Here is a 20853-nt window from a genome sequence, read left to right on the forward strand (position 1 = left end):
CGAGGCCCATGGCGTGGGCCGGCACCGGCCGGGCCCATGGCGGGGGCCCCAACACCCCTTGACCACTTCCTTGTTCACCTGTCGACCGATCCGAAAGGCCGTTCCCATGACCGACTCCACCCAGACCCTGCCCGTGCCGGAAGCCGTCGGTGAGCTGTACGACCGGCTGACGCTGAGCGCGATGAACGACGGCACGTTCAACCCCAATGTGCATATCGGCTACTGGGACACCCCGGACTCCGAGGCCACCATCGAGGAGGCGATGGACCGGCTCACCGATGTGTTCATCGCGCGCATGAAGGCGGACGCCGGCTCCCACGTCCTCGACCTCGGCTGCGGCGTGGGCGGGCCCGGCCTCCGGGTCGTGACGCACACCGGGGCGCGGGTCACCGGTATCAGCATCAGCGAGGAGCAGATCAGGACCGCCAACCGGCTGGCCGCCGAGGCCGGGGTCGCGGGCCGTGCCGTCTTCCAGCACGGCGACGCGATGAAACTGCCCTTCGCCGACGCCTCGTTCGACGCCGTGATGGCCCTGGAGTCGATCTGCCACATGCCCGACCGGCAGCAGGTGTTCACCGAGGTGTGCCGGGTACTGCGCCCCGGCGGCCGGATCGTCCTCACCGACATCTTCGAACGCCACCCGCGCAAGGCGGTACGGCACCCCGGCATCGACAAGTTCTGCCGCGACCTGATGTCGACCACGGCGGACATCGACGACTACGTCGCCCTGCTGCACCGCTCCGGTCTGCGCCTGCGCGAGATCCTCGACGTCACCGAGCAGACCACGCTGCGCCTCGCCGACGAGATCGGCAAGCTCGCGGCCGTGGAGGAGCGGCCCGTGGCCATGGACGAGGGCAACTTCGACTTCGGCGACGACGCCTTCAAGCCCTCCGACCTGGCGGGCGTCGACGACTTCGGCTGCCTGCTGGTCACCGCCGAACGCCCCTGACCCTGACGCGCTGAGACGCCGGGAGGGCACCGCCGAGTGCCCTCCCGGCACCCGCCCCCCACGGGCCGCGAGCCCACTCGCCGCCCCACGGGCCGCGAGCCCACGCATCCCGAGCACGGACCCACGAGGAGAGGCAAGAACGAGATGACGCATTCCGGTGAGCGGACCGATGAGCGGGCTGACGCGCGGACCGATGTGCTGATCGTGGGCGGCGGCCCGGTCGGGATGGCGCTGGCGCTGGACCTGACCTACCGGGGCGTCGACTGCGTGATCGCCGACGCCGGTGACGGAGAGGTCCGCCACCCCAAGGTCAGTACCATCGGCCCGCGTTCGATGGAACTGTTCCGCCGCTGGGGCGTCGCCGACGCCATCCGGAACGCCGGCTGGCCCGCCGACCACCCCCTGGACATCGCCTGGGTCACCAAGGTCGGCGGCCACGAGATCCACCGCTACCACCGGGGCACGGCCGCGAACCGCCCCGCCTTCGCCCACACCCCCGAACCCGACCAGATCTGCCCCGCCCACTGGCTCAACCCGGTACTGATCCGCGCCGTGGGCGCCCACCCCGACGGCCCGCTGCGGCTGCGCACCACCGTCGACAGCGTGCGGCAGACCGACGACCACGTGGACGCCACCGTCACCGACCACGCCACCGGCACCACCGGAACCGTCCGCGCCCGTTACCTGGTCGCCTGCGACGGTGCCTCCTCGCCCATCCGCCGGGCCTGCGGCATCGAGGCTCCGGCCCGCCACCGTACGCAGGTCTTCCGCAACGTCCTCTTCCGCGCCCCCGGACTGAAGGAACGCCTCGGCGACCGGGCCGCCCTGGTCCACTTCCTGATGCGGTCGTCCACGCTGCGCTTTCCCCTGCGCTCGCTGAACGGCAGCGACCTGTACAACCTGGTCGTCGGCGCCGACGACTCCGGCGCCGACGACTCCGGCGCCCGACCCGACGCCCTGGCCCTGATCAAGGACGCCCTGGCCCTGGACACCCCGGTGGAACTGCTCGGCGACAGCGAATGGCACCTCACCCACCGGGTCGCCGACCGCTACCGGGCCGGACGCGTCTTCCTCGCCGGCGACGCCGCGCACACCCTGTCGCCGTCCGGCGGCTTCGGACTCAACACCGGGATCGGCGACGCCGCCGACCTCGGCTGGAAACTCGCCGCCACGCTCGACGGCTGGGCCGGACGGCACCTCCTCGACACCTATGACACCGAGCGCCGGCCGATCGCCGAGGAGAGCCTGAACGAGGCCCACGACAATCTGCGGCGCACCATGAACCGGGAGGTCCCGCCCGAGATCCAGCTCGACGGCCCCGAGGGCGAGCGGGCCCGCGCCGCGATGGCGAAGCGGCTGGAGAACAGCGGCGCCCGGCGGGAGTTCGACGCCCCGCAGATCCACTTCGGGCTGCGCTACCGCTCCCCGGCGATCATCGACGACCGGGACCTACCGATCCGCCACGGCCGGCCGGACCCCGACTGGCGGCCCGGCAGCGAGCCGGGCCACCGCGCCGCGCACGCCTGGTGGGACCTGGGGCCCGGCCGCCCCACCACCTCCACCCTCGACCTCTTCGGCCACGGCTTCGTCCTCCTCCGCTTCACCGGCCACGACGGCCTCCCCGCGTTCGAGCACGCGTTCGCCGAACGGGGCGTACCGCTGACCGTGCACCAGGGCCACGACACGGAGATAGCCAAGCTGTACGAGCGCTCCTTCGTCCTGGTCCGCCCCGACGGCCATGTCGCCTGGCGCGGCGACGACCTGCCCCGGGACCCGACGGCCCTCGTCGACACGGTGCGGGGTGAGGCCGCGCTCCCCGAACCACGGGGCTGAGGACCGCGAGGCCCCGGCAATGTGGCGCGGGCGGGTGTGTGCCGCCGAGGACGGGAAACCTGGCCTGTAGGGCGGGCCGACGGCGAACCCCTGGGGGTCGGCCCGGCTCAGGCCCCCCTGGTTCGGCAGTGGTGCCAGGGGAGCCGCCGTGTCCGGGCGACGCGGCGGCAGGGGGCCGTCGCCCCCCCCCACAGGCATCAGGTCAGGTGGCCCTGTTCGCAGACGAGACGGGCCACCTCGCGCAGCTTGACGTTGTTCTCCTGCGAGTAGCGGCGCAGTACGTCGAAGGCCTGTTCCTCGGTGAGGTGGTGGCCGCCCATGAGGATGCCCATGGCCTCGCCGATCACATGACGGGTGGAGACCGCCTGCTCCAGCTGGGCGTGGGTGCGGGCGCTGGAGAAGGCGACCGCCGCGTGCGAGGCCAGCAGCCAGCCCGCCGTCTCGCTGGCGGGCGTGAAGGCGCCCGGGCGGCGGGAGTACAGGTTCAGCGCGCCGAGATCCTCGTCCTCGGTGTACAGCAGGAAGCCCATCATGCTGCCCAGCCCCCGCTTACGGGCCTGGGGCACATACTCCGGCCAGCGGGGCTCCTCCTCGGTGAAGTCCGGGATACGGAAGACCCGCTCACCCACCGAGCTGCGGGCCGCGTCGTAGCACGGGCCCTGACCGAGGTGCTCCTGGAGACGGTCGAGTTCGTTGACGAGGTCCTCGGTGGCCGCCAGCGTGTCGACCCGGCCGTCGCGCAGGGTCAGGATGCCGGACGCGTCACAGCCCTCGACCAACTGGGTGGCCGCGCGCGTGATCCGCCGCAGCGTGGCGTCCACCGAGTCCTGCGCCAGAAGATCGCGCGCCAACGTCGCCATCTCCTCGGCGAACCTGCGCCAGTCCATACCGCCCTCTCCGTCGTCCGCCCCTTTTCCAGGATGAAGCCCCCGACGGGCGGAACGCCATTGATGCGGAGGGGCGCGGGTACTCGGTCAGCGGTAGGAAGCGGTACGTCAGCGGCGCGGCATCGGTACGACAGCGGTACGGCGGCCCCGTCGACCGTACGGGCCGCGTGAGGGAGGGAGGCGACATCGCCCATGCCCGAACTGCCCGACGTCGAAGGCTTCCGTGAGGTGCTCACCGCCTGCGGCCGACGCCCGCGCGTCACGGACGTCGAGGTACGGGACGCCGGGGTGCTCTCAGGCGCCCGCCCAAAAAACATGCCGCACCATGGACCGTATGAAAGAGCTGGCCGGGCGTTTGACCGCGTTGGACCCGGACGCGGGGGCCGCTGTCCGGGTCATCGCCTACTTCGACGCGCTGGCCGAGTCACGGGCCGGGATCGAGGCGCTGGTGCGCGGCGCGGCCGTGCTCGCGGGCTGTCCGGCGCGGCTCGTCGACGCGGAGCGGCGGGTGCGGGTGCGGGTCGAGACGGACGGGGAGCGCCGGGACAGCGACGCGGCGCCCGATCCGGGGTGGCCGTCGGCACCCCTGGTCCCCGGCGGTGCCCCTGCGTTCTGGCTGGAGCGCCCCGGAGCCGCCGAACCCGGCGTCGTGGACGCGGTGATACTGGAGCGGGCCACCGGCGCCCTGCGTGTCGTGCTGGACCGGACCCGTGGTCGTGCGCCCCTCTCCCCCGCCGACGACCCGGCGCTCGTGGAGACCGTGCTCGACCCCACCGCCACCGAGAGCGCCCGGCTGCACGCGGCCCGCCGCCTCGGCCTCGACCCCGATGCGTCCACCACCCGGGCCCGAGCCGTCGCTCCCCTCTCCGGCCGGCCCCGCGTCCTGGTCGTACGGCAGGACGGCGGCGCGGGCGCGGTCGGGCTGCCCGCCGGGCGGGTGGGGGTCGGGCCCGCCGTGGCCGTGCTGGGGCTGCCCGGTTCCTGGGCGGCGGCGCGGACGGCGTTGCGGTTCACCGCCGAGGGCACCGCGCAAGATCCGGGCGAGCGGATCGTCCACGCCGATGATCTGGGCGGGCTGGCGCTGCTCGCCGAGTCGATCATCCCGGGGGCCGAACCCCCTCCGGATGTACGGCACTTGGAGAGGGCCGCCGCGGACGCCCCCTGGATGCTCGCCACTCTCCACGCCATCGCGACCACGTCCAGCCTTCGGGCCGCGGCCACCGGGATCAATGTGCACCACTCCACGCTCCAGGACCGGCTCACCCACGCGGAGGCACTCCTCGGCTGGCCCCTGCGCACCCCTCAGGGCCGCCTCCGCCTCCATCTGGCCCTGACCATGCGGCACTTGGCACGGACGTAGGCGAACATCGGTGAGACGCCGTCCGCGGCGGGAGGTTTTCCCCTCGCCGTGGCGTGGCGTCCGAACAGACGTTACCGTTCGGTAGCCCATCTGCTCTTCGGAGGTGTTCCGTATGGCGGCCGACCGTGCGCCGGGTCTGGTGGAGTGTGCTCGTGCGTTGGCGGCCGGGGAGGTGACGTCCCGGACGCTCGTGGAGCAGGCGCTCGCGCGGATCAAGGAAGCTCAGGGGACGGTCAACGCGTTTCGGCGGGTACGCGCGGAGGCCGCGCTCGCGGAGGCGGACGCGGCGGACAAGGAGTTGGCGACGGGCGGACGGCGGCCGTTGCTCGGGGTCCCCGTCGCCGTGAAGGACGACATGGACGTGGCCGGCGAGCCCACCGCGTTCGGCTGCCGGGGTGAATTCCCGCCCCTCGCCGAGGACGGCGAAGCCGTACGGCGGCTGCGGGCGGCCGGGGCCGTCGTCGTCGGCAAGACCAACACCTGCGAGTTGGGCCAGTGGCCGTTCACCGAGGGGCCCGCCTTCGGCGCCACCCGCAATCCCTGGCATCACGACCACACCCCCGGCGGCTCCTCCGGTGGCTCGGCGGCGGCCGTCGCGGCCGGGCTCGTCCCCGCCGCGCTGGGCTCGGACGGCGCCGGGTCCGTACGCATCCCCGCCTCCTGGACCCATCTCGTCGGCATCAAACCCCAGCGTGGCCGGATCTCCACCTGGCCGCGCCCGGAGTCCTTCCACGGAATCACCGTCAACGGCACCCTCGCCCGCACGGTCGCCGACGCGGCCCTCCTGCTGGACGCCGCCTGCGGCAACCACGAGGGCGATCTGCACCGCCCCGACACCATCGACGCCTCCGAAGCCGTGCGGCGCGACCCCGGCCGGCTGCGGATCGCGCTCTCCCTGAAGCCCCCGTTCACCGCGCTGCCCGCACGACTCGACCCCCGCGTACGGGAACGGGTCCGCACGGTCGCGGAACGGCTCGCCGCGCTCGGGCACGTGGTGGAGGAGGCGGAGCCGCGTTACGGGCAGATCGGGCTGGCGTTCCTCCCGCGCGCCACCGCCGGTATCGCCGAACGGGTCGGCGAGCTCACCCGACCGGACCTCCTCGACCCGCGTACGCGCGATGCCGCCCGCCTCGGCCGGCTGCTCGGCGGGGCGCCCCTGCGGCTGGCCCGCCGCGCAGAGGCCACCCTGCACCGGCGTATCGGCGCGCTCTTCACCTCGTCCGGCTACGACGTGCTGCTCGCCCCGACCACCGCCACTCCCCCGCCGCGCATCGGTTCCATGCTCGACCTCGGCCAACTCGGCACCGACCGGGCGATCATCGCCGCCTGCCCCTACGCCTGGCCGTGGAACGTGCTCGGCTGGCCCGGGGTGAACGTACCCGCCGGCTTCGTCGGCGAGGATCTGCCCGTGGGCGCCCAGTTGCTCGGACCGGCGAACAGCGAGCCTCTTCTGCTGTCCCTGGCCGCCCAGTTGGAGGCGGACCAGCGCTGGCACGAACGGTGGCCGCCCCAGCCACCGGAGTGGGCCACCGCGAACTCGCCTGCCGTGTAAGCCGGTTCGGACGACCGGGCGGTGAACAGCTTTCCGGATCATCCCGCGTGACCAGTTCAATCCGCTCCCCGGGACCTGTTCGGTCCGCCCTCCCCGCCCCGTACGCTGTGACCATGGACGAAGCGTCGATGGTCGGGCTGATGGGACGGGTGACCGGTGCGGTCGGTCCCGGGCTCGTCGGCGAGGTGATCATCCGGGTACGCGGTGGCGCCGAGCACTTCCTGGCCTACCCCGCCACCGCGAAGGACCGGATCGAGCCCGGGACGCTCGTGATGGTGATGGAGTATCTGCCGCCGCGCACGGTCTATGTCTCGGCGGCGTACGACAGTTGACGGTCCGTCGTATGACGGTCCTGTACCGGTTCGCATCAGGACTGCTACAGCGGTCCCCCGCACCTGTACCACCGTTGTGTGACGCGGGACACTCCCGACGTTCGGTGCCGAAAGGGCACCTGGCCAAGGGGGTTTGCCGATGTTCGTCGGCATGATCGCGGGGGCGGCCGTCGGAGCCGTCCTGGTACTGGTCGGCCTGTTCAAACTGATGTGGCGGGTCGCCGAACCGAATGAAGCACTCATCATCTCCGGCTCCAAGCACAAGATGGAGGGCCTGGAGGAAGGGATGGGCTTCCGTATCGTCACCGGGCGCGGCACGCTCGTGCTGCCCGGGATGCAGGCGGTGCGCAAGCTGTCGCTCGACCTCAACCAGACCGAGCTGGCCGTGGAATGCGTGACCCATCAGGGCATCCCGCTGAAGATCCGCGGTGTCGTCATCTTCAAGGTCGGCGACGACTTCGTGTCCATCGCCAACGCCGCCCGCCGCTTCCTCGACCAGCAGAAACGGGTCTCGGAGCGGGTGCACAACGTGTTCGCCGGTCATCTGCGGTCCATCGTGGGCGGGTTGACGGTCGAGGACATGATCCGCGACCGGGAGAAGCTCACCGGGCAGACCCGCGCGGCCTGCGGTACGGAGATGGAGAAGCTCGGACTGATCGTCGACTCGCTGCAGATCCACGAGATCGAGGACCCGACCGGTTACATCAAGAACCTCGCCATGCCGCACGCCGCCGCCGTCCAGCGGGACGCGCGCATCGCGCAGGCCGAGGCCAACCGGCTCGCCACCGAGGCCGAGCAGCAGGCCGCGGCCCGGATGGCGGAGGCCACCCGGGACAGCGAGATCCTCCAGGCCGGCTACCAGGCGGAACGGGACAAGGCCTCCGCCAAGGCCATGCAGGCGGGGCCCCTCGCCGAAGCCGCGGCCCGGCAGGAGGTCGTCGTCCAGGAGACCCGGGTCGCCGAGCTGGAGGCGTCACGGCGTGAGCAGCAGCTCCAGGCCGATGTCCGCAAGCCGGCCGACGCCAAGGCCTACGAGAAACGGACTCTCGCCGAGGCCGAGCGCGACGCCCGTATCTCCGCCGCCCAGGCCAAGGCCCAGGAGACCGAACTCGCGGCCGCCGCCGAGGCGAACGCCACCCGCGCCACCGGGGATGCCGAGGCCGCCGCCCGCCAGGCCAAGGGGCTCGCCACCGCCGAGGCCGTACGGGCGAAGGGGCTCGCGGAGGCCGAGGGCATCGCGGCGCGGAGCGCTGCGCTGGCTGAGAACCAGGAGGCCGTGATCGCTCAGCAGCTTGCCGAGCGGTGGCCGGAGATCGTGGAGGCCGGGGCCAGTGCGTTCGGGAACGTCGACAACATGGTGTTGCTCAACGGGGCCGATGGGATGGGGGACATGTTCGCCAAGGCGCTGACCATGGGTGGGACCGGGTTGGGTCTGGCTCGGCAGTTGCTGGCCTCGATGAACAACTCGGCTGCGCCTGGCCCGGCCTCCGTCAATGGGGTGCCAGTTGAGAAGGTGCCGGTGGACAAGGAGTCGTGACCGCCGTAGCTCCGACTGTAAGTGAACGGCCGCGGGTTGTATGTGGTTGATCGCGCAGTTCCCCGCGCCCCTAAAAAACGGGGCGCGGTTGGGGCGCTCCTTGCCATGACAGTTACCGTGGCCGCCGTGACTTCCTCTGCTGAACGCTCAGAACTTGACGTACCCGGGCGCTACGGGCCCTTCGCCACCGCCGAAGCCGACCCCCGTGATGTCGGCCGGGTCCGTACCGAGTACTCGCCCGCCCACGACGGGGACCCGGACCCCGGTGAGATCGTGTGGACCTGGGTGCCCTTCGAGGAGAACGACGGGCGCGGGAAGGATCGGCCCGTGCTCGTCGTCGCTCGGGAGGCCCGGGGGACTCTGCTCGCCGTGCAGTTGTCCAGCAAGCGGCACGACGGGGACCGGGAGTGGGTGCCGATCGGGAGTGGGCCCTGGGATCGGTCCGGGCGGGATTCCTGGGTCGATGTGGATCGGGTGCTGCGGCTGCATGAGCAGGGCATGCGGCGGGAGGCCTGTGCGCTGGACCGGATGCGGTTCAACTCCGTGGTTCATCGGCTGCGGGAGCGCTACGGCTGGCGGTAGGTCTCAGGCCTCCAGCACTCGTTCGAAGGCGGTCCGCACCACCGCTCCCCTCGTGCGGTCCAGTACGGCGAAGACGACGTGCTCGAAGTGGGCCTCGAAGCGGCCGCCGAGCAGCAGGGCTCGGAACGCGCCCGCCACCCGCGCCGGGTCGTTGCCGAACACCCCGCAGCCCCAGGCGCCGAGCACCAGCCGGCGGTAGCCGTGGGTGACCGCGACCTCCAGTACGCGTTCGGCGCGTACCGACAGGGCTCGCGGTAGTTCGGGGGCGCGCTCCGGGGTCGTACGGAGGATCACCGACGCGTTCGGGGCCGGGGAGGTCAGGAAGCCGACCGTGTACGGCTCGGGCAGGAGGTCGCCCCGGTCGTCGCGGAAGACCGGGACGCCGGGTGAGTGGATGACACGGTCGGTGTAGAACGCGTCGCGGTGGGTGCGGTGGTGGTCGTAGTACGCGCGGGCTTCGCGGACGCAGGTGTACAGGGCGGAGGCCCGGCAGAGGGCCTCCTCCTGGGCCTGGGCGCCGTTCAGGAAGCCGCCGCCGGGGTTGCGGGCCGAGGCGAAGTTGAGGACGGCGACGGGGGAATCGGCGGCGGCCGTCAGGCGATGGGCGGCTTCCAGGCTGCTCTCGCCCGTCACCTCGATCCGCGTCCCCATCGGGGCGACCGGGGTGGCCTGCGGGATCTCCAGCGGTTCAGGGCCGTACAGACGCGTACCGGCCCTCGCCGCCTTCACTTCCGCCGCTATCGATATCTCGCGGCCGCCGGCGGCCCGATAGCCGCCCGCCGCCACGATTTCTTCCGTCTCCCGTGCGATTCCGCGCAGTCGTGCGCTCATGGCGTCTCCACCCCCGTGGGTGCCACGAGCGCGACAGGCGCGCGCTCCCCCGTCGTGCTCATATGGGCATCGTGGGTGATGCTGAGGAGAGACCGCAATGGAGTTTCCGCTGTGAACGGGCCCGCAGGGGTCCGGGAAGAGGTGCCTGAAGAGCCGGGAAACAGAGATCGACGAACCGTATTGCGGCGATCTGCACCCTTGTGCGGAGCCGAATGAGGGTCTTGGGTGGGACGAGCACCGCCGATCCGGACCCACCCGATACGGATCGGCGACACGGTGGCATCTCAGGAGGTTCCCGATATGTCAGATGCGCTGAGTGACTGTACGGAGCGGCGCTCCACGGTCACCGAGGCGGAGGTGGAGGCCCTGGTGCGGGGCATCTGCTTCAAGACCGGCCCACCCCGCGTCCTCGGTGTCGAACTGGAATGGCACGTCCACGAGCTGCGGGAACCGCGGCTCCCGGCACCACCCGCACGACTCGCGGCGGCCTACGCCGCACTGCGGACCCTCCCCCTGGCCTCGGCGTTGACCGTCGAGCCGGGCGGCCAGCTGGAGCTCAGCTCGGCTCCGGCCGCCTCCCTGACCGAGTGTGAGGAGTCCGTCTCGGCCGACCTGGACGCCGTACGCGCGACACTGCGCGAGGCGGGCCTCGGCATCAGCGGCTTCGGCCATGAACCCTGGAACCCCCCGACCCGCTATCTGCGTGAGCCCCGGTACGACGCGATGGAGGTCTACCTCGACCGCTTCGGGCCCGAGGGCCGTTCCATGATGTGCTCGTCGGCCTCCGTCCAGGTGTGTCTGGACGCCGGGTACGAGGAGCCGGGGCCCCTCGGCCATGAGCGGCGCTGGTGGATGGCGCATCAGCTCGGCGCGGTGCTGATGGCGGCGTTCGCGCACTCCCCGCTGGCGCGCGGCCGGGTCACCGGCTGGCGTTCGACCCGGCAGGCGCTGTGGGCGGCGATGGACCCGGGCCGTACGACCGCGCCCCGGCTGGACGGTGATCCGCGCGGGGCGTGGGCGCGGCTGGTGCTGGACGCTCCGGTGATGTGCATCCGCTCCGAGGAGGGGCCGTGGGGTGTGCCCGGCGGGATGACGTTCCGGGAGTGGACGCGGACCGATGTGCCGCCGAGCCGTGAGGATCTGGAGTACCACCTGACGACTCTGTTCCCGCCGGTACGGCCGCGTGGGCACATCGAGTTGCGGATGATCGACGCGCAGCCGGGCGAGGACGGATGGCTGGTGCCGCTCGCGGTGACGACGGCGTTGTTCGAGGACGCCGAGGCCGCCGAGACCGCCTATCGGACCGTCAAACCCCTTGCCGAGCGGTCGGGTTCGCTGCTGCCGCCGCGTGATCCGCTGTGGATCGCCGCCGCCCGCGCGGGCCTTGCCGACCCCGAGCTGCGGGAGGCGGCGGCCGTGTGCTTCGCCGCCGCGGCCGAGGCGCTGCCCCGGCTGGGCGCGAGCGAGCGGGTGCGGGGCGCCGTCGCCGAGTTCATCGACCGTTATGTGGCCCGGGGCCGTTGCCCCGCCGACGATCTGCTCGACCTGTTCCACGGGAAGGACATCCCGGCATGACCGGAGCCGAGAACGCCGAATCGACCAATGACACCGACCCCGACATACTCCGGGAGCGCGCGCTCGACGCGCTGACCACCGCACGCGCCCGCACCGCGCTCCTGACGACCGTCGTCGACGAACCCGATCTCACCGCCCAGCATTCTCCGTTGATGTCGCCGCTGGTGTGGGACCTCGCCCACATCGGCAACCAGGAGGAGCTGTGGCTGCTGCGCAATGTCGCGGGGCGGGAGGCGATACGGCCCGAGATCGACGGGCTGTACGACGCGTTCGAGCATCCGCGCGCCGTGCGGCCCTCCCTGCCGCTGCTGCCGCCGGAGGAGGCCCGGCGGTATCTCGCCGAGGTGCGCGGCCGGGCGCTGGACGTGCTGGAGGGCGCCGACTTCCACGGCACCCGGCTCACCGAGGCGGGCTTCGCCTTCGGCATGATCGCCCAGCATGAACAGCAGCACGACGAGACGATGCTGATCACCCATCAGCTCCGCAAGGGCCCGAACGTCCTGACGGCGCCCGATCCCGATCCCGCCCCACTGTTCACTGGCCCCGCCGAAGTCCTCGTACCCGGCGGGGAGTTCATGATGGGCACCTCCACCGAACCCTGGGCGCTGGACAACGAGCGGCCCGCGCACCGCCGGTTCGTGCCGGCCTTCCACATCGACACCACGCCGGTAACGAACGCCGCCTACCAGGCGTTCATCGAGGACGGCGGCTACGACGACGAGCGCTGGTGGACGGCCGAGGGCTGGGACCACATCAAGGCGCACGGCATCCGCGCCCCGCTGTTCTGGCGGCGCGACGGCAGGCAGTGGCTGCGACGGCACTTCGGGGTCACCGAGGTCGTCCCCGGTGACGAGCCGGTGCTGCATGTGTGCTGGTACGAGGCCGACGCGTACGCCCGCTGGGCCGGGCGGCGGCTGCCCACGGAGGCCGAGTGGGAGAAGGCCGCCCGCCACGATCCGGTGACGGGCCGTACGACCCGCTACCCGTGGGGCGACGCCGACCCGGCGCCCGAGCACGCCAACCTGGGTCAGCGGCATCTGCGCCCGGCGACCGTCGGCGGCTACCCGGCGGGTGAATCACCGCTGGGCGTACGGCAGTTGATCGGGGATGTGTGGGAGTGGACGGCGAGCGACTTCCTCCCCTATCCGGGGTTCACGGCGTTCCCGTACAAGGAGTACTCGGAGGTGTTCTTCGGCCCCGGGTACAAGGTGCTGCGCGGTGGTTCGTTCGCCGTGGACCCGGTGGCGTGCCGGGGGACGTTCCGCAACTGGGACCATCCGATCCGGCGGCAGATCTTCTCCGGGTTCCGCACAGCGCGTGACGCCTCCACCCCGGAGGCCGTCTGATGTGCCGTCATCTCGCCTATGTGGGCGAGCGGTTGCCGCTCGGGGCGGTCCTCGTCGATCCTCCGCACAGTCTGTTCCGGCAGTCGTGGGCACCCCGGCGGCAACGGTACGGGACGGTCAACGCCGATGGTTTCGGGGTCGGCTGGTATGCCGAGGGCGATCCGGTGCCGGGACGTTATCGGCGGTCGGGGCCCATCTGGGGCGATCTGTCGTTCGCGGATCTCGCCCGCGTCGTCCGTACGGGGGCGCTGCTCGCCGCCGTACGGGACGCCACCGTGCCCGGCGCGGACAACGAGGCGGCGGCAGCGCCCTACGCGGCCGGGACCTGGCTGTTCAGCCACAACGGGGCGGTCACCGGGTGGCCCGCGTCGCTGGGCCACCTCGCCGACGGTCTGCCCGCCGCGGAGCTGCTGTCGATGGAGGCCCGCAATGACTCGGCGCTGGTGTGGGCGCTGGTGCTGAACCGGCTGCGGGCCGGTGACGAGGAGGGGCAGGCGCTCGCCGACACCGTCCTGGACGTCGCCCGGACGGCCCCCGGCTCCCGGCTCAATCTGCTGCTCACCAACGGTGACACGATCACCGCGACCGCCTGGGGCGACACCCTGTGGTATCTCCCCGAGCCCGGCCGGGACCAGGGCAGGGTGCGGGGCACGGTCGTGGCCTCCGAGCCGTACGACGACGACCCGCGCTGGGTCGAGGTGCCGGACCGCACCCTGCTGACGGCCGGCCGTACGGAGGTCCTGCTCACCCCGCTCAAGGAGTTGGAGGCACCCGCGTGAGCCCGTTCCGTGTCACCCGCACCCTGCCCGAGGACGCCACGGACGCCGCCCTGCGCGCCGATGTGCTGTCGGGCCTGACCCGTACGCCCAAGTCGCTGCCGCCGAAATGGTTCTACGACGCCCATGGCAGCGAACTCTTCGAGCGGATCACCGAGTTGCCGGAGTACTACCCGACGCGGGCCGAGCGGGAGATCCTGCTCCACCGGGCGGGCGAGATCGCCACCGCCAGCGGTGCGCGCACCCTGGTCGAGTTGGGCTCGGGGTCGTCCGACAAGACCCGGCATCTGCTGGACGCGATGCCGGGGCTGGACACCTATGTGCCCGTCGATGTGAGCGAGAGCGCTTTGCGGCTGGCCGGGGAGGCGTTGGTGGCCTCGCGGCCGGGGCTGAACGTCCATGCTCTGATCGCCGACTTCACCGCGTCGATCGAGTTGCCGGAGACTCCGGGGCCACGGTTGGTGGCGTTCCTCGGTGGCACGATCGGGAATCTGGTGCCTGGTGAGCGGGCGGTGTTCCTGGCGGCCGTGCGGGCGCTGTTGGTGCCGGGGGACGCGTTGTTGCTCGGGACCGATCTGGTCAAGGACGCGGGGGTGTTGGTGGCCGCGTATGACGACTCCTCGGGGGTGACGGCGGCGTTCAACAAGAACGTGCTGACTGTCGTCAACCGGGAGTTGGGGGCCGATTTCGATCCCGACGGGTTCGATCATGTCGCTCTGTGGGATGTCGAGCGGGAGTGGATCGAGATGCGGTTGCGGGCGCGGGTGGGGCAGACCGTGAAGGTGCCTGCGCTTGACCTGGCTGTGGATTTCGAGGAGGGGGAGGAGTTGCGGACGGAGGTTTCGGCGAAGTTCCGGAAGGAAGGGGTGCGGGGGGAACTGGCTGCCGCCGGGCTGGAGTTGGTGCGGTGGTGGACGGATGGGGAAGGGCGGTTCGCGTTGTCGTTGAGTGTGGCGTGACGGTGGGGTTTCCTCGCCCCCGCCGCCCCTACCCATTCCCGTCCCCAGGGGCTGCGCCCCTTTGACCCCCCGCATCTCAGCTCGGGTCCGTCCGTTGTGTGGAGAGTGCGGGTTCGTGGGGGTTGATCGCGCCCACGTGGCGGAGCCGCAAATCGACACAGCCCCGCGCCCCTGGGCGGAAAGGCCGAGGGCTGCGCCCCGGCCTTTCCCTCCACCGGCCCCGGCCCTTTCCGCCCGCCTCGCGCAGGTGCGCCTTCTGAGGCACCGTGGAGGGGTGTGTGGCGTATCAGCCACCTTGTGGTGAAGGAGTTCTGGTATGTCCAACCACGTCTACCGGGTCACCGAGATCGTCGGGAGTTCGGGCGAGAGTGTCGATCACGCCATCCGCAATGGCATCGAGCGGGCCGGGCAGACCCTGCGCAATCTGGACTGGTTCGAGGTGACGCAGGTGCGGGGGCATATCGAGGACGGGCGGATCGCGCACTATCAGGTGGGGCTGAAGGTCGGGTTCCGGCTGGAGGACGGTGATTGAGCCGTCAGGTTCGGCCCTCCCGCTCCTGAGCTTCCGTGAGCGCGGTCGACTGCGCGGCCCAGCGTGCCCGTACGACCGTGAAGCCCGCCTGCTCCGCGTCGTCGCAGACCAGTTCGTCGTCGTCCACGAGGACGCGGATCTCGCGGGTGCGGGAGAGCCGGCGCAGGATCTCCAGTTTGGTGCGGCGGGCGGGTCTGCGGTCACCTCTTCCCCCACCCGCCCGCCCGGCGTCTCGGCGCATCCAGATGCGGCCGAGCGGCAGGCCGTATCGAGCCAGCCAGTCCTCTGTGTCGCGACGGCATCGTTCCGGGCGCCCGGTGAGATACATGACCTCGCACTCCTCGGCGCTTGCCACGGCCATCGCGATGCCCTCGACCAGCGGCGGGTCCTCGGGCGCGGCGGCGAAGAAGGCGTCCCAGTCACGGGGCTCGCGCTCCAGGTACCGCTGGCGGTGCGCGGTGTCGGCGAGGGTGTTGTCCAGGTCGAAAACGGCGAGGGGCCGGTCGTTGTCGGTCACACGACCAGCCTAGGCATCCTGGTTTGTGGTGTCGCTTCACACAACAAGCACAGGGCCCTCTCGTAGCTTTAAGTTTCAAGCGATAGGCTCGACATCTCTCCCCCCACCCTGCACAGGAGAAATGTCGTGCTTGACGGCGAAGTGATCGTGATCGGCGGCGGATACGGGGGCATCCGTCTGGCGAGGCGATTGGACGGGTTCGCACGGGTCACCCTCGTGGACCGCAAGGAGGTCTTCTTCCACCGCATCGCGGCGCTCCGCGCGGGCGTCGACGAGGAATGGACGACGAAGCCGTTCATCCCCTACGACCGGCTGCTGCGCAACGGCCGTGTGGTCGTGGGCAAGGCGGTCGGCATCGACACCAACGAACGGCAGGTGAAGCTGGCCACCGGTGAACGGCTGCCGTACGACGTGGTGGTGGTCGCCACCGGCGTCGACTATCCCGATCCCGCGCGGTTCCTCGGCACGACCATCGACGAGGCGGCCAAGACGTTCACCGCGCACCAGGAGAAGATCGCCGCCGCCGAGCATGTCCTGGTCATCGGCGGTGGTCCGGGTGGCATCGAACTCAGCGCCGAGATCCGGCTGGCCCGGCCGACCGCCCGGGTCACGCTCGCACACTCCGGACCGGCACTGCTGAACTCCACGGGCAGCAAGCGGGCCGGACGGCGGGCCCTGGAGTGGCTGGAGTCCCACGACGTGGAGGTGCGGCTGGACTCGTTCATGTCCCCCGGGTCGGACTTCGACACCTACCGGGACGGCCGCGGCAACATCATCGAGGCCGATCTGTCGTTCTGGGCCACCGGCACCACCCCGAACACCCTCTGGCTACGACTGGCCGGGCACGGCGACTGGCTGAACGCCGCCGGGCACATCAAGGTCGACCGGCTGCTGCGCGTCGACGGACGGCTCGACGTGTTCGCGATCGGTGATGTGAACGACGTCTCCGACCTGAAGGTCTCCCCGGTCGCGATGGCCCAGGCGGATATCGCCGCGCACAACATCCGTGCCTATCTTGGGAGTTCGGGCAAGCATCGCAAGGAGCCGCGGCTGTACCGGCCGATCCACCGCAGCCCGCTGATCGTGCCGTTCGGACCGAGCGACGGGGTCACCCTCCTTCCCGTCCCGGGCGGCGAGACCGCCGTCCTCGGCAGCCGTACGGCCACCCTGGGCAAGGCCAGGTCGCTGATGACGCCATACATGCGTCGGCAACTCGGCTATTCCGCCTGAGAGTTCAGGACTGCGGGCGGACCAGGCCGGCGTCGTACGCCACGATGACGGCCTGGATGCGGTCGCGGGCGCCGGCCTTGGCGAGGAGGCGGCCCACATGCTTCTTCACGGTGGACTCCGTGAGCACCAGCCGTTCGGCGATCTCCGTGTTGGTCCAGCCCTGGCCGATGGCGACCAGCACCTCGTGCTCGCGTTCGCTGAGCGCGGCCAGCCGGGGGTCGGGGCGGTTGTCGCCGGCGGGCCGGGGTGTGGACTCGTGGATGCAGGTGTCCAGCAGGCGTCTCGTCAGGCTCGGCGCGACCACGGCGTCCCCGGCGGCCACCGCGCGGATACCGGCGACGAGTTCCTCGGGGCGCGCGTCCTTCAGCAGAAAGCCGCTCGCTCCGGCGCGCAGTCCGGCGTACGCGTACTCGTCGAGGTCGAAGGTGGTGACGATCAGGACGCGGGTGCGGTCGCCGGTGGCGGTGATGCGCCGGGTCGCCTCGATGCCGTCCATGCCGGGCATACGGACGTCCATCAGTACGACGTCGGGCCGCAGTTCGGCGGCATCCGCACGGCCTGCGCCCCGTGCTCGGCCTCACCGACGCAGGTCATGCCCGGGGTGCCCTTCAGCAGCATGCTGAAGCCGAGCCGCTGGAGGGGCTGGTCGTCGGCGATGAGCACGGTGGTCATCGTGCTGCTCCCGAGAGGTGGGTGCGGGTGCCGTGCCGGTGGGGGGTCCGGCCGGCGGAGGGCTTTCGGTGTGCCGCGTGTCGGCGGGCGGGGCTTCGGTGGGCGGCGCCTGTGCGTTCGGTGCCTCCAGCAGGACGTCCACGATCCAGCCGTCGCCGGGATCGCGGGGGCCGATGGTGACGGTGCCGTGGTACATGGCGGTCCGCCGCCGGATGCCCACGCGGCCGTGCCCGGAATCGTCCGGCCGTTCTGGCCGTTCTCGGCGTGCGGTTCCGTCGTCGGCGACGCACACCCGGACATGGCCGCCCCGGATGGTCACGGTGACCTCGGCCCTCGCTCCCGCGCCGGCGTGCTTGAGGGTGTTGGTGAGGGCTTCCTGCACGATCCGGTAGACGGTCAACCGCACGCCGTCGCCGAGGGTACGGGGATCGCCGGTCGTCCGGTACGTCACCGCCAGCCCGGCCGCGCGGACCCGGCCGAGTAGCGCGTCCAGTTCGGCGACGCCGGGCTGGGGGTTCAGCTCCGCCTCCTCGGGAGTCTCGCGGAGCACACCGAGGACCCGGCGCAGCTCGCCCATGGCCTGGCGGCCGGTGTCGCCGATGAGGCGGAGGGCCGCGGTGGACTCGTCGTCCCGGTCGGCGAGGCCCACCATGACGGAGAGGTTGTGGCCGACGATGTCGTGCATCTCCCGGGCGACCCGGGACCGCTCGGTGGCCGCGGTCAGCCGTACCCGCTGGTCGCGCTCGATCTCCAGGCGCCCGGCGCGGTCCTCCAGGGCGGCCATGTAGAGGCGGCGGACGCGGAAGGCGAGCCCGAGGGCGATCGCCGCGATCGCGTTGCCCGTCGGCAGGATGAACACGGTCACGGGACCGTCGACGGGGATCAGCCAGAAGACGGCCAGCGACAACTCGACCACGGTGAGCACCGCGGCCCACCCGAGCACCCGCAGCGAGCCGCGCAGCGCCAGGCTGTACGGGGCGACGACCAGGGAGACGCCCTCCTGCATCCACACACCGAGGGTCCACTGCGTGAACGCCACCGCGGCCAGCGCGAAGAACGTGGCGGCGGGCGCTCGCCGGCGCCACCACAGGGGGACGACGAAGGCCGCCACGAAACACAGCTGCACACCGAGCGACAGGTCGGTCGTGTGCGTGGGATGTCCGGCGGGTCCGGGGCCGCGCCCGGAGAGCAGGATGGGGAGGTTCAGGGCGGCCACGACCAGCACGACCGCCGTGTCGAACAGCCAGGGCCGACGCAGGTCCGTCGCCCGCAGCCGGTTCCGCGCGCGCAGCAGCAGGCCCAGCACAGGGTGGCGCCCAGGCGGCGTCGAGGAACGGGGAGGAAGCGGTGCCACCGCCTGGGCTCCCACGGCCGGTGGCCGCCGGGTCGTTCTCGCTCATCGGTCCCCTTGTCATCGACACCATCGACGTCATCGATGGTCCCTCGGTCCGAATCTAGGGGGCGCGGGCGCCCTCGGTCCCGGTACCGAGGGGGACACTTGGGGGCGGCGGTGGTACCCCGGTGCCAGTGGCCGGTGGGCGGTCGGGTGGGCGGTCGCCCCGACGAGCGGGCATGGTCAGGCGGTGGGTGTCGACTGGGCGGTCTCGGACTCGGTGAGGTCGTTGGCGTGGGTGAGGAAGTCGTCGACCATGCGGTGGAAGAGACCGGCGAGCTGCCGCAGCTCCTCGGGGGACCAGTCGGCGAGTGCCATCTGCATACCGCGCACCCCGGCCTCACGGATACGGCCGATGGCCTCCTGGCCGACGGCGGTCAACTCGATGCGCTGGGCCCGGCGGTCGTCCGGGTCCGGTACACGGGTGACATAGCCGGACTTCTGCAACTGCTGTACCTGGCGGGTGACATGGGACGCCTCGACGCCCAGGCGGTTGGCCAGCTCCCCCGGGCGCATGGGCTCGCTGTCGGCGATCTGCCGCAGCAGCGCGACGGCGGCACGGTCCAGCGGCACACCGGCCAGGGCCATCAGGCGCTCATGGGCCCGGGCCCGGGTACTGAGGTAGGTGATCCGCGTGAGGGCACGCTCGATCTCGATCACTTCCGGTGAGGCGGGGTCGAAGGGCAGCGGTGTTGGGGACATGGGGCCCACTTTACCATCTTGTTGCCTGACTCAAGTAAGTTCATCCGTTCGTTGATGGTCATGACGGGGGCCGACCAGTAGGATCTGCCGCACATCGACAGGATTCCTGATTGTTGACTTCCGCAATTAGCGTGCGCCGCCGTTGCCGGTCGACCTTCCGGCTCCCGGTCGAGCGTCGTCGACGAACCGAACGGAGCACCCATGTCCCTTCTCGCACGCCCGGCGGTGGCCGCCGTCGTGGCCAAGGCGATGCAACGTGCGATGGCGATGGCGAGCCGTCGGCCCAGTGGGCGGGGCTCCACGGCGTCCTGGCTGGCCCGGCTGCCGGAGTACCGGTGCGACACCCGCGAGCTGACGATCCCGACCGGCTTCGGGCCCGCTCGGGCCGTGCTGTATCTGCCGGGTGGAGGTGAAGGGGCCCTGCCGGGTGACAGCACAGGTGCTCGGCCGGGGGGCGGCAAGGGTGCGCTGCCGCCGGTGCACGTGAACTTCCACGGTGGTGGGTACGTCATGCCGCAGATCGAGTTGGACGACGCGCTGTGCCGTTGTCTCGCCGTGGCGGCGGGCGTGGCCGTGCTGAACGTGGACTACGTGGTCGCGCCGCAGCATCCGTTTCCGGCGCCGCCCCGGCAGGCCTTCGAGGTGGTGCGGTGGGCCGCCGGGGAGGGGGCCGCCGAGCACGGGTGGGACGGCGGTCGGCTCACCGTGGGCGGACAGAGTGCCGGGGGTGGGCTGGCGGCGGCTGTGGCTCGGCAGGCGTTGGAGGAGGGCGGGCCTTCCATCGCCCTTCAGGTGCTGCACTATCCGCCGCTCGATCTGGCCACGGGGGCTCGGGAGAAGCGGGCGGCTGTGGCGAAGCCGGTGTTGCGGCCTTGGATGGCTGATGTGTTCGACAGTGCGTATGTCCCCGACGGTGAGCGGCGTGGGGATCGGCTGGTGTCGCCCGCGCATCCTTCCGATATCGCCGACCTGACCGGGATCGCGCCGGCGTTTGTGATCACCGCTGAGTATGACCTGTTGAAGGCGGAGGGGGTGGCTTATGCGGATCGGTTGCGGGCTGTGGGGGCGTTGGTGGGGCATCACGATGTCGTCGGGGCGGATCACGGGTACGACGGGGAGGACGAGGAGAAGGCGCGGGTTGTTTATGGGTTGATCGCTGAGAGGGTTCGGGGGGCTGTGGGTTTGGGGGCCTAAGGCGTCGTCTCATTTGGTGAGTCTGCGGTAGCAGATGAGGCTGCAGGCGATGGCGGTGAAGGCCAGGAAGTGTTCGGCCTTGCGTTCGTAGCGG

19 protein-coding genes and 1 pseudogene are annotated in these 20853 nt (G+C 71.4%); 14 read left to right on the plus strand and 6 right to left on the minus strand.

Going from position 1 to position 20853, the window contains the following annotated elements; translation table 11 throughout:
* Nucleotides 1-106: 106 nt before the first annotated feature.
* Both staMB and ACWD4G_RS10545 read left to right on the plus strand, forming a co-directional pair.
* A complete protein-coding gene (gene staMB, locus ACWD4G_RS10540) occupies nucleotides 107-949 on the plus strand; it encodes a 3'-O-demethyl-staurosporine methyltransferase StaMB (protein ID WP_451292249.1) in 843 nt (280 codons plus the stop codon).
* Between the two features lie 144 nt (nucleotides 950-1093).
* Complete coding sequence (locus tag ACWD4G_RS10545; protein WP_451292251.1) at nucleotides 1094-2782, plus strand: FAD-dependent monooxygenase; 1689 nt, start codon at nucleotides 1094-1096, stop codon at nucleotides 2780-2782.
* A 197-nt stretch (nucleotides 2783-2979) separates the two neighbouring features.
* Here ACWD4G_RS10545 and ACWD4G_RS10550 read toward each other — a convergent pair whose 3' ends face one another.
* Entirely contained in the window at nucleotides 2980-3669 is a 690-nt protein-coding gene (locus ACWD4G_RS10550; RefSeq protein ID WP_451292253.1) for a GAF and ANTAR domain-containing protein, read from the minus strand.
* Nucleotides 3670-4003: 334 nt separating this feature from the next.
* Between ACWD4G_RS10550 and ACWD4G_RS10555 the strand changes: the two genes are divergently transcribed.
* The 5 genes from ACWD4G_RS10555 (at nucleotide 4004) to ACWD4G_RS10575 (ending at nucleotide 9032) form a co-directional block, all read left to right on the plus strand.
* Complete coding sequence (locus ACWD4G_RS10555; RefSeq protein WP_451292313.1) at nucleotides 4004-5029, plus strand: helix-turn-helix domain-containing protein; 1026 nt, start codon at nucleotides 4004-4006, stop codon at nucleotides 5027-5029.
* Between the two features lie 112 nt (nucleotides 5030-5141).
* Nucleotides 5142-6581, plus strand: coding sequence for an amidase (locus ACWD4G_RS10560; RefSeq protein ID WP_451292255.1), 1440 nt, complete (start codon nucleotides 5142-5144; stop codon nucleotides 6579-6581).
* A gap of 107 nt (nucleotides 6582-6688) precedes the next feature.
* On the plus strand, nucleotides 6689-6913 hold the full coding sequence (locus tag ACWD4G_RS10565) for a hypothetical protein (RefSeq protein WP_451292257.1): 225 nt from the start codon (nucleotides 6689-6691) through the stop codon (nucleotides 6911-6913).
* Between the two features lie 139 nt (nucleotides 6914-7052).
* Nucleotides 7053-8450: a flotillin family protein gene (locus ACWD4G_RS10570; protein WP_451292259.1), complete on the plus strand. Its 1398-nt coding sequence runs from the start codon at nucleotides 7053-7055 to the stop codon at nucleotides 8448-8450.
* 126 nt (nucleotides 8451-8576) lie between these two features.
* Nucleotides 8577-9032, plus strand: coding sequence for a type II toxin-antitoxin system PemK/MazF family toxin (locus ACWD4G_RS10575; protein ID WP_451292261.1), 456 nt, complete (start codon nucleotides 8577-8579; stop codon nucleotides 9030-9032).
* A gap of 3 nt (nucleotides 9033-9035) precedes the next feature.
* On the opposite strand, the gene ACWD4G_RS10580 is transcribed toward ACWD4G_RS10575, so the two are convergent.
* Nucleotides 9036-9863: a TIGR02452 family protein gene (locus ACWD4G_RS10580; protein ID WP_451292263.1), complete on the minus strand. Its 828-nt coding sequence runs from the start codon at nucleotides 9861-9863 to the stop codon at nucleotides 9036-9038.
* 300 nt (nucleotides 9864-10163) lie between these two features.
* On the opposite strand from ACWD4G_RS10580, the gene egtA reads away from it, so the two are divergent.
* The 5 genes from egtA (at nucleotide 10164) to ACWD4G_RS10605 (ending at nucleotide 15051) form a co-directional block, all read left to right on the plus strand.
* Entirely contained in the window at nucleotides 10164-11438 is a 1275-nt protein-coding gene (gene egtA / locus ACWD4G_RS10585; protein ID WP_451292265.1) for an ergothioneine biosynthesis glutamate--cysteine ligase EgtA, read from the plus strand.
* On the plus strand, nucleotides 11435-12784 hold the full coding sequence (gene egtB, locus ACWD4G_RS10590; protein WP_451292267.1) for an ergothioneine biosynthesis protein EgtB: 1350 nt from the start codon (nucleotides 11435-11437) through the stop codon (nucleotides 12782-12784). The genes egtA and egtB overlap by 4 nt, the downstream gene beginning before the upstream one ends.
* The gene (egtC, locus tag ACWD4G_RS10595) at nucleotides 12784-13563 is read left to right on the plus strand and encodes an ergothioneine biosynthesis protein EgtC (protein WP_451292269.1); all 780 of its coding nucleotides are present in this window, start codon (nucleotides 12784-12786) and stop codon (nucleotides 13561-13563) included. Before egtB ends, egtC begins: the two co-directional genes overlap by 1 nt.
* Nucleotides 13560-14519, plus strand: coding sequence for an L-histidine N(alpha)-methyltransferase (gene egtD, locus ACWD4G_RS10600; protein WP_451292271.1), 960 nt, complete (start codon nucleotides 13560-13562; stop codon nucleotides 14517-14519). The genes egtC and egtD overlap by 4 nt, the downstream gene beginning before the upstream one ends.
* 316 nt (nucleotides 14520-14835) lie before the next feature.
* Nucleotides 14836-15051, plus strand: coding sequence for a dodecin (locus ACWD4G_RS10605; RefSeq protein WP_451292273.1), 216 nt, complete (start codon nucleotides 14836-14838; stop codon nucleotides 15049-15051).
* 4 nt (nucleotides 15052-15055) lie between these two features.
* Here the strand turns inward: ACWD4G_RS10605 and ACWD4G_RS10610 are convergent, their stop codons facing one another.
* Nucleotides 15056-15568 (minus strand): phosphatase domain-containing protein, encoded by a 513-nt coding sequence (locus ACWD4G_RS10610; protein WP_451292275.1) that lies wholly within the window; start codon nucleotides 15566-15568, stop codon nucleotides 15056-15058.
* Between the two features lie 126 nt (nucleotides 15569-15694).
* Here ACWD4G_RS10610 and ACWD4G_RS10615 point away from each other — a divergent pair, with 126 nt between their 5' ends.
* Nucleotides 15695-16798: an NAD(P)/FAD-dependent oxidoreductase gene (locus tag ACWD4G_RS10615; protein WP_451292277.1), complete on the plus strand. Its 1104-nt coding sequence runs from the start codon at nucleotides 15695-15697 to the stop codon at nucleotides 16796-16798.
* 4 nt (nucleotides 16799-16802) lie between these two features.
* Here the strand turns inward: ACWD4G_RS10615 and ACWD4G_RS10620 are convergent.
* The 3 genes and pseudogenes from ACWD4G_RS10620 to ACWD4G_RS10630 form a co-directional block, all read right to left on the minus strand.
* Nucleotides 16803-17470, minus strand: a pseudogene (locus ACWD4G_RS10620) (response regulator).
* Nucleotides 17376-18824: a histidine kinase gene (locus ACWD4G_RS10625; protein ID WP_451292279.1), complete on the minus strand. Its 1449-nt coding sequence runs from the start codon at nucleotides 18822-18824 to the stop codon at nucleotides 17376-17378. Before ACWD4G_RS10625 ends, ACWD4G_RS10620 begins: the two are co-directional and overlap by 95 nt.
* A 222-nt stretch (nucleotides 18825-19046) precedes the next feature.
* Nucleotides 19047-19565, minus strand: coding sequence for a MarR family winged helix-turn-helix transcriptional regulator (locus tag ACWD4G_RS10630; protein ID WP_451292281.1), 519 nt, complete (start codon nucleotides 19563-19565; stop codon nucleotides 19047-19049).
* A gap of 201 nt (nucleotides 19566-19766) precedes the next feature.
* Between ACWD4G_RS10630 and ACWD4G_RS10635 the strand changes: the two genes are divergently transcribed.
* On the plus strand, nucleotides 19767-20759 hold the full coding sequence (locus ACWD4G_RS10635) for an alpha/beta hydrolase fold domain-containing protein (RefSeq protein WP_451292282.1): 993 nt from the start codon (nucleotides 19767-19769) through the stop codon (nucleotides 20757-20759).
* Nucleotides 20760-20853 lie beyond the last annotated feature (94 nt).

This window comes from Streptomyces sp. NPDC002643 (assembly GCF_053592555.1).

What these genes read in the sequence shown, in the direction of transcription:
- ACWD4G_RS10580 (WP_451292263.1), bottom strand. Translation starts at nt 9,863, where the DNA reads ATGAGCGCACGACTGCGCGGAATCGCACGGGAGACGGAAGAAATCGTG.
- ACWD4G_RS10570 (WP_451292259.1), top strand. Translation starts at nt 7,053, where the DNA reads ATGTTCGTCGGCATGATCGCGGGGGCGGCCGTCGGAGCCGTCCTGGTA.
- ACWD4G_RS10630 (WP_451292281.1), bottom strand. Translation starts at nt 19,565, where the DNA reads ATGTCCCCAACACCGCTGCCCTTCGACCCCGCCTCACCGGAAGTGATC.
- egtC (WP_451292269.1), top strand. Translation starts at nt 12,784, where the DNA reads ATGTGCCGTCATCTCGCCTATGTGGGCGAGCGGTTGCCGCTCGGGGCG.
- egtA (WP_451292265.1), top strand. Translation starts at nt 10,164, where the DNA reads ATGTCAGATGCGCTGAGTGACTGTACGGAGCGGCGCTCCACGGTCACC.
- ACWD4G_RS10560 (WP_451292255.1), top strand. Translation starts at nt 5,142, where the DNA reads ATGGCGGCCGACCGTGCGCCGGGTCTGGTGGAGTGTGCTCGTGCGTTG.
- ACWD4G_RS10605 (WP_451292273.1), top strand. Translation starts at nt 14,836, where the DNA reads ATGTCCAACCACGTCTACCGGGTCACCGAGATCGTCGGGAGTTCGGGC.
- ACWD4G_RS10550 (WP_451292253.1), bottom strand. Translation starts at nt 3,669, where the DNA reads ATGGACTGGCGCAGGTTCGCCGAGGAGATGGCGACGTTGGCGCGCGAT.
- ACWD4G_RS10635 (WP_451292282.1), top strand. Translation starts at nt 19,767, where the DNA reads ATGTCCCTTCTCGCACGCCCGGCGGTGGCCGCCGTCGTGGCCAAGGCG.
- egtB (WP_451292267.1), top strand. Translation starts at nt 11,435, where the DNA reads ATGACCGGAGCCGAGAACGCCGAATCGACCAATGACACCGACCCCGAC.
- ACWD4G_RS10545 (WP_451292251.1), top strand. Translation starts at nt 1,094, where the DNA reads ATGACGCATTCCGGTGAGCGGACCGATGAGCGGGCTGACGCGCGGACC.
- ACWD4G_RS10555 (WP_451292313.1), top strand. Translation starts at nt 4,004, where the DNA reads ATGAAAGAGCTGGCCGGGCGTTTGACCGCGTTGGACCCGGACGCGGGG.
- staMB (WP_451292249.1), top strand. Translation starts at nt 107, where the DNA reads ATGACCGACTCCACCCAGACCCTGCCCGTGCCGGAAGCCGTCGGTGAG.